This is a genomic window from Mesorhizobium sp. M1066 (assembly GCF_040318635.1).
GTDB lineage: Bacteria > Pseudomonadota > Alphaproteobacteria > Rhizobiales > Rhizobiaceae > Mesorhizobium.
On the sequence record NZ_JAMYMR010000043.1, the window covers coordinates 39,262 to 46,087 of the forward strand.

Annotated in this window: 5 protein-coding genes; 2 read left to right on the forward strand and 3 right to left on the reverse strand. The window is 63.1% G+C overall.

Going from position 1 to position 6,826, the window contains the following annotated elements:
• Positions 1-7 precede the first annotated feature (7 nt).
• A complete protein-coding gene (locus NKH52_RS30710; protein WP_127381246.1) occupies positions 8-2,209 on the forward strand; it encodes an RNA degradosome polyphosphate kinase in 2,202 nt (733 codons plus the stop codon).
• Entirely contained in the window at positions 2,209-3,744 is a 1,536-nt protein-coding gene (ppx, locus tag NKH52_RS30715) for an exopolyphosphatase (protein ID WP_352736054.1), read from the forward strand. The genes NKH52_RS30710 and ppx overlap by 1 nt, the downstream gene beginning before the upstream one ends.
• Before the next feature lie 282 nt (positions 3,745-4,026).
• Here the strand turns inward: ppx and NKH52_RS30720 are convergent, their stop codons facing one another.
• The 3 genes from NKH52_RS30720 to fumC form a co-directional block, all read right to left on the reverse strand.
• Positions 4,027-4,431 carry a DoxX family protein gene (locus NKH52_RS30720; RefSeq protein WP_128305384.1) on the reverse strand — a complete coding sequence of 135 codons (405 nt, stop codon included), beginning with the start codon at positions 4,429-4,431 and terminating at the stop codon, positions 4,027-4,029.
• 156 nt (positions 4,432-4,587) lie between these two features.
• Positions 4,588-5,007 carry a DoxX family protein gene (locus NKH52_RS30725; RefSeq protein ID WP_127289105.1) on the reverse strand — a complete coding sequence of 140 codons (420 nt, stop codon included), beginning with the start codon at positions 5,005-5,007 and terminating at the stop codon, positions 4,588-4,590.
• A gap of 236 nt (positions 5,008-5,243) precedes the next feature.
• Positions 5,244-6,641, reverse strand: coding sequence for a class II fumarate hydratase (gene fumC / locus NKH52_RS30730; protein WP_352736053.1), 1,398 nt, complete (start codon positions 6,639-6,641; stop codon positions 5,244-5,246).
• Positions 6,642-6,826 lie beyond the last annotated feature (185 nt).

Here is a 6,826-nt window from a genome sequence, read left to right on the forward strand (position 1 = left end):
GGGAATCATGAACGAACTGAAGCCGGTGCAGAACGAATTCGTGGATGTCGAGGTGGCCCGCCCGGAGGGCGGCAATCCGGACCGGTTTGTCAACCGCGAGTTTTCCTGGCTGCAGTTCAACCGGCGCGTTCTCGAGGAGTCGCTCAACCTCAATCATCCGCTGCTGGAGCGCGTCCGCTTCCTGTCGATCTCGGCCGCCAATCTCGACGAGTTCTTCATGGTGCGCGTCGCCGGCCTCGCCGGCCAGGTGCGCGAGGGCATCACGCTGAAGAGCCCTGACGGCCGCACCCCCGAACAGCAGCTCGAACAGCTGCTGCGTGAGGTCGAGCGGCTGCAGGAAGACCAGCAGAAGAGCCTTTCGGCGCTCACCGTGCTGCTCAACAAGGAAGGCATCGAGAGCATCACCCGCGATGCGCTGACCAAGGACGAAAAAGTCTGGCTGGAAGACCATTTCCAGGAGCAGGTGTTCCCGGTACTGACCCCGCTGTCGATCGATCCGGCGCACCCGTTCCCGTTCATTCCCAATCTCGGCTTCTCGATGGCGCTGCAATTGCGCCATCGCAAGAACGGCGAGGAGATGAGCGCGCTGCTGCGCCTGCCGGTGGCGCTGAAGCGCTTCATCCGTCTGCCGGACCGCAAGCATCATGTCCGCTTCATCCCGCTGGAAGAGGCGGTCGGCCTCTATATCGGCAAGCTCTTTCCCGGCTACGAAGTCAAGGGCTCCGGCACGTTCCGCATCATCCGCGACAGCGATATCGAGGTCGAGGAGGAGTCCGAGGACCTCGTGCGCCTGTTCGAAACGGCGCTGAAGCGGCGGCGGCGCGGTTCGGTGATCCGCATCGAATTCGACAGGCTGATGCCTGGCGAATTGCGCGACTTCGTCGCCGGCGAGCTTGGCGTGTCGTCCAGCCGCATCAGCGTCTTGACCGGTCCATTGGCGCTCAGCCAAATTTCCGAGATCGTCGCCGTTCCCCGCGACGACCTGAAATTCACGCCCTACAATCCGCGTTTTCCCGAGCGCATCCGCGAGCATGGCGGCGATTGTTTCGCCGCCATCCGCGAGAAGGACATCGTCGTCCATCACCCCTACGAATCGTTTGACGTCGTGGTGCAGTTCCTGCGCCAGGCGATGGCCGACCCGGAAGTGGTGGCGATCAAGCAGACGCTTTACCGCACCTCCAATGACAGCCCGATCGTGCGTGCGCTGGTCGACGCGGCCGAGGCCGGCAAGTCGGTCACCGCGCTGGTCGAGCTCAAGGCGCGCTTCGACGAAGAAGCCAACATCCGCTGGGCGCGCGACCTGGAGCGTGCCGGCGTGCAGGTCGTGTTCGGCTTTCTCGAGCTGAAAACCCATTCGAAAATGTCGCTGGTGGTGCGGCGCGAGGACGGCAAGCTGCGCAACTACGTGCACCTCGGCACCGGCAACTACCATCCGGTAACGGCGCGCATCTACACCGACCTGTCCTTCTTCACCACCGATCCGACGATTGCCCGCGATGTCGCCCAGCTGTTCAATTTCATCACCGGCTATGCCGAGCCGACGGACGAAATGCGGTTGGCGATCTCGCCGTTCACGCTGAGAAGCCGCATCCTGAAGCACATTGCCGACGAGATTGCCTACGCGGTGCAGGGGAAACCGGCGCGCATCTGGATGAAGATGAACGCACTCGTCGATCCGATCATTATCGACGCGCTCTACGATGCCAGCCGCGCCGGCGTCGAGGTCGACCTGGTCGTGCGCGGCATCTGCTGCCTGCGGCCTCAGGTTCCGGGCCTGTCGGAAAACATCCGCGTCAAATCGATCGTCGGCCGTTTTCTCGAGCACAGCCGCATCTATTGCTTCGGCAACGGTCATGGCCTGCCATCGGACGAGGCGATCGTCTACATCTCCTCGGCCGATCTGATGCCGCGCAATCTCGACCGCCGCGTCGAAACCATGGTGCCGATCACGAATCCAACTGTGCACGAACAGATCCTTGGCCAGATCATGCTGGGCAACATCATGGACAATCAGCAAAGTTTCGACGTATTGGCTGATGGAACCTCCCGGCGCGTCGTGCTGGAGGAGGGCGAGGAACCGTTCAACGCGCAGGAATATTTCATGACCAATCCGAGCCTGTCGGGACGGGGTGACGCGCTGAAGTCCCATGCGCCCAAGCGCATTGCGCAGTTCAAGCGCCGCAAGAAGAACGCAGCAGCGTCCGGCTGATGCTGTCTGATTCCCAGGGCCGGCTGCAGGACCGCCGACCGCTGTCCATCATCGACATCGGATCGAACTCGATCCGCCTCGTCGTCTATGAGGGGCTGGCGCGCTCGCCGACCATGCTGTTCAACGAAAAGATGCTGGCTGGTCTGGGCCGTGGCATCGTTTCGACCGGCAAGCTCGACCCCGAGGCGGTGACCCGCTCGATGGAGGAGTTCCGCCGCTTTCGCGCGCTTTCCGACCAGGCCGGCGCCGAGCATATGTATGTGCTGGCCACCGCCGCGGCCCGCGAGGCGGTCAACGGCCCCGATTTCATCCACCGCGCCGAGGATGTGCTGAAGACCGAGATTCGTGTCATCAGCGGCCGTCAGGAAGCCTATTATTCCGCGCTCGGCGTCATATCCGGCTTCCATCCGGCCAATGGCATCGCCGGCGATCTGGGCGGCGGCAGCCTCGAACTGGTCGACGTCAGCGGCGAAGCGATCGGTGACGGCATCACGCTGCCGCTGGGCGGTCTGCGCCTGCAGGACATGGCGAAGAACTCGCTGGCTCAGGCGGCGAAGATCGCGCGTGACGAACTGGCGAAGGCGAAGCTGTTGAAAGGCGGGCAGGGCAGGCCCTTCTACGCCGTCGGCGGCACCTGGCGAAATCTTGCCCGGCTGCACATGGAAATGACCAACTATCCGCTTGGTGTCATGCACCATTACGAGATCTCGGCCGAAAGCGCGGCGAATTTCCTCAAGCAAGTGGCCAAGGCCGAGATCGAGAAGGTCAAGGGCATCGAAGGCGTTTCCAAGAACCGCCGTTCGCTGCTGCCCTATGGCGCCGTCGTGCTGCAGGAGATCATGGCGGCGATGCAGCCGTCGAAGATCATCGTTTCGGCTCTGGGTGTACGCGAAGGCTTTCTCTATTCGCTGCTCGACGAGGCGGAGCAGAAGGCCGATCCGCTGATTTCGGCCTCGGAGGAACTCGCCCGCCTGCGCTCACGCTCCGTCGCCCATGCGCATGAGCTCGTCGACTGGACTGCCAAAACCTTTGCCGCCTTCGGCATCGACGAGACCGAGGACGAGGCGCGCTACCGCCACGCGGCCGCATTGTTGGCCGATATCGGCTGGCGCGCGCATCCCGAATATCGCGGCAAGCAATCGCTCAACATCATTGCGCACGCCTCCTTCTTCGGCGTCGACCATCCCGGCCGTGCTTTCCTGGCCATGGCCAACGCCTATCGTCACGACGGCATCTTCAACGAAGCCATCGCCCCCGAGATCAAGGCGCTGGCGCCGCCGCGTTATCTGGAGCGGGCCCGCGTGCTCGCCGCGATGATGCGCGTCGTCTACCTGCTGACGGCGTCGATGCCCGGCATCATGCCCAGGCTGAAATGGGAACAGCGCGCCAACGGCGTGCTGGCGCTGGTCCTGCCGGCATCGCTGGCCGATCTCTATGGCGAGCGGCCGGCCGGGCGCCTGGCGCAACTGGCAAGGATAACCAACCGCCGGCTGGTGCTGGCTGTCGAGGGCGGGCCCAGCATGTCGGTGAAGTGAACACGATCTACCTGAGTGTCATTCTGACCCACGCGGATATTGGGCCGACTCAATCCCGCCACTCGCCGGCGGGTTCGCGTTTGATGACCGGCTTCCCCCAATCCGTCGCTGCTTCGCAGCGCCACCTTTCCCCCCTCCGGAGGGAAAGGAAGGGAGCCGCGTTGGAAGAGCGTTGGCGGCAACAGGCTCGTACCCTTCCTCTACCCCGTCGATCGGGGGAGAGGTGGCTCGGCGAAGCCGAGACGGAGTGAGGGTCGACCTGAGCGCAACTACGCAAAGATATTAAACCGCATTGCGCTTATCCGCCGACCATGCGCCGGCGCCGGCCATCGCCAGCGCAACGAACCCGCCTGCTATCGCAATGTCCTTCATCAGCATCTGCTGGTGCAGGAAGGCGAGCATCGCGTCGCCGCCGCCCTGGCCGTAATGGCCGATGAAGCCGGCGGCAATGCAGAAGGCGGCGAGCAGCAGCGCCGCGATCCGGGTCTGGAAACCGACCAGGATGAGCAGCCCGGCGATCAGTTCGAACAGTCCCGTGCCCCAGGCGGCAAGCGTCGGCAGCGGCAGGCCGAGGCCGGCGAAATAGCCTGTCGTGCCGGCAATATCGCTCAAAGCTTGGAAACCGGAGGGCACGAACAGGGCGGCGAGCAGCAGCCGGGAGAGCAGGAGCAGCGCGTTGCGGGGCATGTTCACCTCCGTTATCGGCCGCCGGCCGGCCTCGTCCGATGCCCCGATCCTATCAGAAAACTTCGGCCAACAGATCGGCGGGCATGTACCAACAACGAAAAAGCGGCGCGGAAAATTCCGCGCCGCTCTTTCGTTCGGCTATTGCCAGTTTTTGGCTCAGCCGCGCTTGGCGTCGATCGAATAGGCACCCGCGCCCGAGGAAGCCAGCACGAGGAAGCCGCCAGCGATGGCGAGGTTCTTGAGAAACTGGATCATCTGCATCTGGTCAGCCCAACCGGTGTGGGCGACCAGACCGGTAGCGACCGTGAAGATCGCCAGCACCCAGGCGACAATCCGGGTCTTGAAGCCGACGAGGATGGCGAGGCCGCCGAGAAGCTCGATCAGGCCGACGACAATGGCCGTTACGGTCGGCAAGGGCAGGCCGAGGCTGCCGAAATAACCGGCCGTGCCGGTGATGGCGGTCAGCTTGCCGAAGCCTGAAAGCAGGAAGATGACGGCAAGCAGGACGCGGCCGAGGAGAATGGTGGTCGAGGCATTGGATGCGCCGGAACCGGCGACTGAAGTGTTGATGGACATGGTGGCTCTCCGGAAGGGGTTGATACCGGTGAGATAGAGCAAGCCGACTGTTCACCAAAGCCACCAGGTTGGCGACACATTGTTCACAGTACTTACATTTCCGTGATCGGGCGGTCCGCGCAAAATTCGCTTCAGGTCAGGTCGTAACGGGAGTAAATTCTCCCGTCGGCAAATACCGGGCTTTTGGTTGACGCAATTCCGGACGGAAAACCGCAAGACATTTTTCCCGGAGTTGCCTACCCCGGATGCGTCATGTCCTCCGGCCGCACCAGCCGGTCGTAATCGGCTTCGCTGACCAGCCCGGTGGCAAGCGCTTCCTCGCGCAGCGTGGTGCCCTTCTTGTGCGCGGTCTTGGCGATCTTGGCGGCATTGTCGTAGCCGATGGTCGGCGCCAGCGCCGTCACCAGCATCAGCGAGCGGTCGAGTGCCGCCTTGATGTTGTCTTCGCGCGCCTCGATGCCGACGACGCAATTGTCGGTGAAGGAGACCGAGGCGTCGGAGAGTAGTTGCACCGACTGAAGGAAATTGTAGGCCATCAGCGGGTTGTAGACGTTGAGTTCGAAATGGCCCTGGCTGCCGGCGAAGGTGAGCGCCGCATTGTTGCCGAACACCTGCACGCAGACCTGCGTCAGCGCCTCGCACTGGGTCGGGTTGACTTTGCCCGGCATGATCGACGAGCCCGGCTCGTTTTCCGGCAGCGACAGCTCGCCGAGGCCCGAACGCGGGCCGGAACCGAGGAAACGGATGTCGTTGGCGATCTTGAACAGCGCGGCGGCCGCCGCATTGATGGCGCCGTGCGAAAACACCATGGAATCATGGGCCGCCAGCGCCTCGAACTTGTTCGGCGCGGTGACGAAGGCAATGCCGGTGATGGTGGCGATGCGATCCGCCACCCTTTCGGCGAAGCCGACCGGCGCGTTAAGGCCGGTGCCGACGGCGGTGCCGCCTTGCGCCAGTTCCTGCAGGCCTGGCAATGTCAGCTCGATGCGCTTGATCGACGAGGCAACCTGCGCGGCATAGCCCGAAAATTCCTGGCCAAGCGTGAGGGGGGTGGCATCCTGCGTGTGCGTGCGGCCGATCTTGATGATGTGATTGAACTCTCTGCTCTTGGCGGCGAGCGCCTTGTGCAGGTGCTTCAGCGCCGGCAAGAGGTCGTGCACGATGCGTTCGGCGCAGGCGATGTGCATGGCCGTCGGATAGGTGTCGTTCGACGACTGGCTCATATTGACGTGGTCGTTGGGATGCACCGGCTTCTTGGAGCCCATGACGCCGCCCAGCATCTCGATCGCCCGGTTGGAGATCACCTCATTGGCGTTCATGTTGGACTGCGTGCCCGAGCCGGTCTGCCAGACCACCAGCGGGAAATGCTCATCGAGCTTGCCGTCGATAACCTCTTGCGCCGCCTCGACAATCGTCTTGCCGATCGCCGGATCGAGCCGCTTCAATTCCATATTGGCTTCGGCCGCCGCCCGCTTGACGATGCCCAGCGCGCGCACGATCGAGGCCGGCTGCTTTTCCCAGCCGATCTTGAAGTTACCGAGGGATCGTTGCGCCTGCGCACCCCAATAACGGTCGGCGGCGACTTCGATCGGGCCGAAAGTGTCGGTTTCGGTTCTGGTCTTTGCAGCGGTCACGGGTCTCTCCTTGTCGAAGTCGGCAACGGCGTATCGCGTTGCACAAACGGCTTCAAGCGGAGATTGCGGGCGGCAAGGATGCAAATCGGTTGATATGTGATCTCCCCCCTGTTTGGACCGGAGACATCGCGAACAGGTGTGCGAGGACATCGCGAACAGTTTTGTCACTTATCGTCTGCAGAGGT

Bases quoted from the DNA above. Each gene is read 5' to 3' on its own strand.
- NKH52_RS30710 (WP_127381246.1), top strand. From the start codon at position 8: ATGAACGAACTGAAGCCGGTGCAGAACGAATTCGTGGATGTCGAGGTG.
- ppx (WP_352736054.1), top strand. From the start codon at position 2,209: ATGCTGTCTGATTCCCAGGGCCGGCTGCAGGACCGCCGACCGCTGTCC.
- NKH52_RS30720 (WP_128305384.1), bottom strand. From the start codon at position 4,431: ATGCCCCGCAACGCGCTGCTCCTGCTCTCCCGGCTGCTGCTCGCCGCC.
- NKH52_RS30725 (WP_127289105.1), bottom strand. From the start codon at position 5,007: ATGTCCATCAACACTTCAGTCGCCGGTTCCGGCGCATCCAATGCCTCG.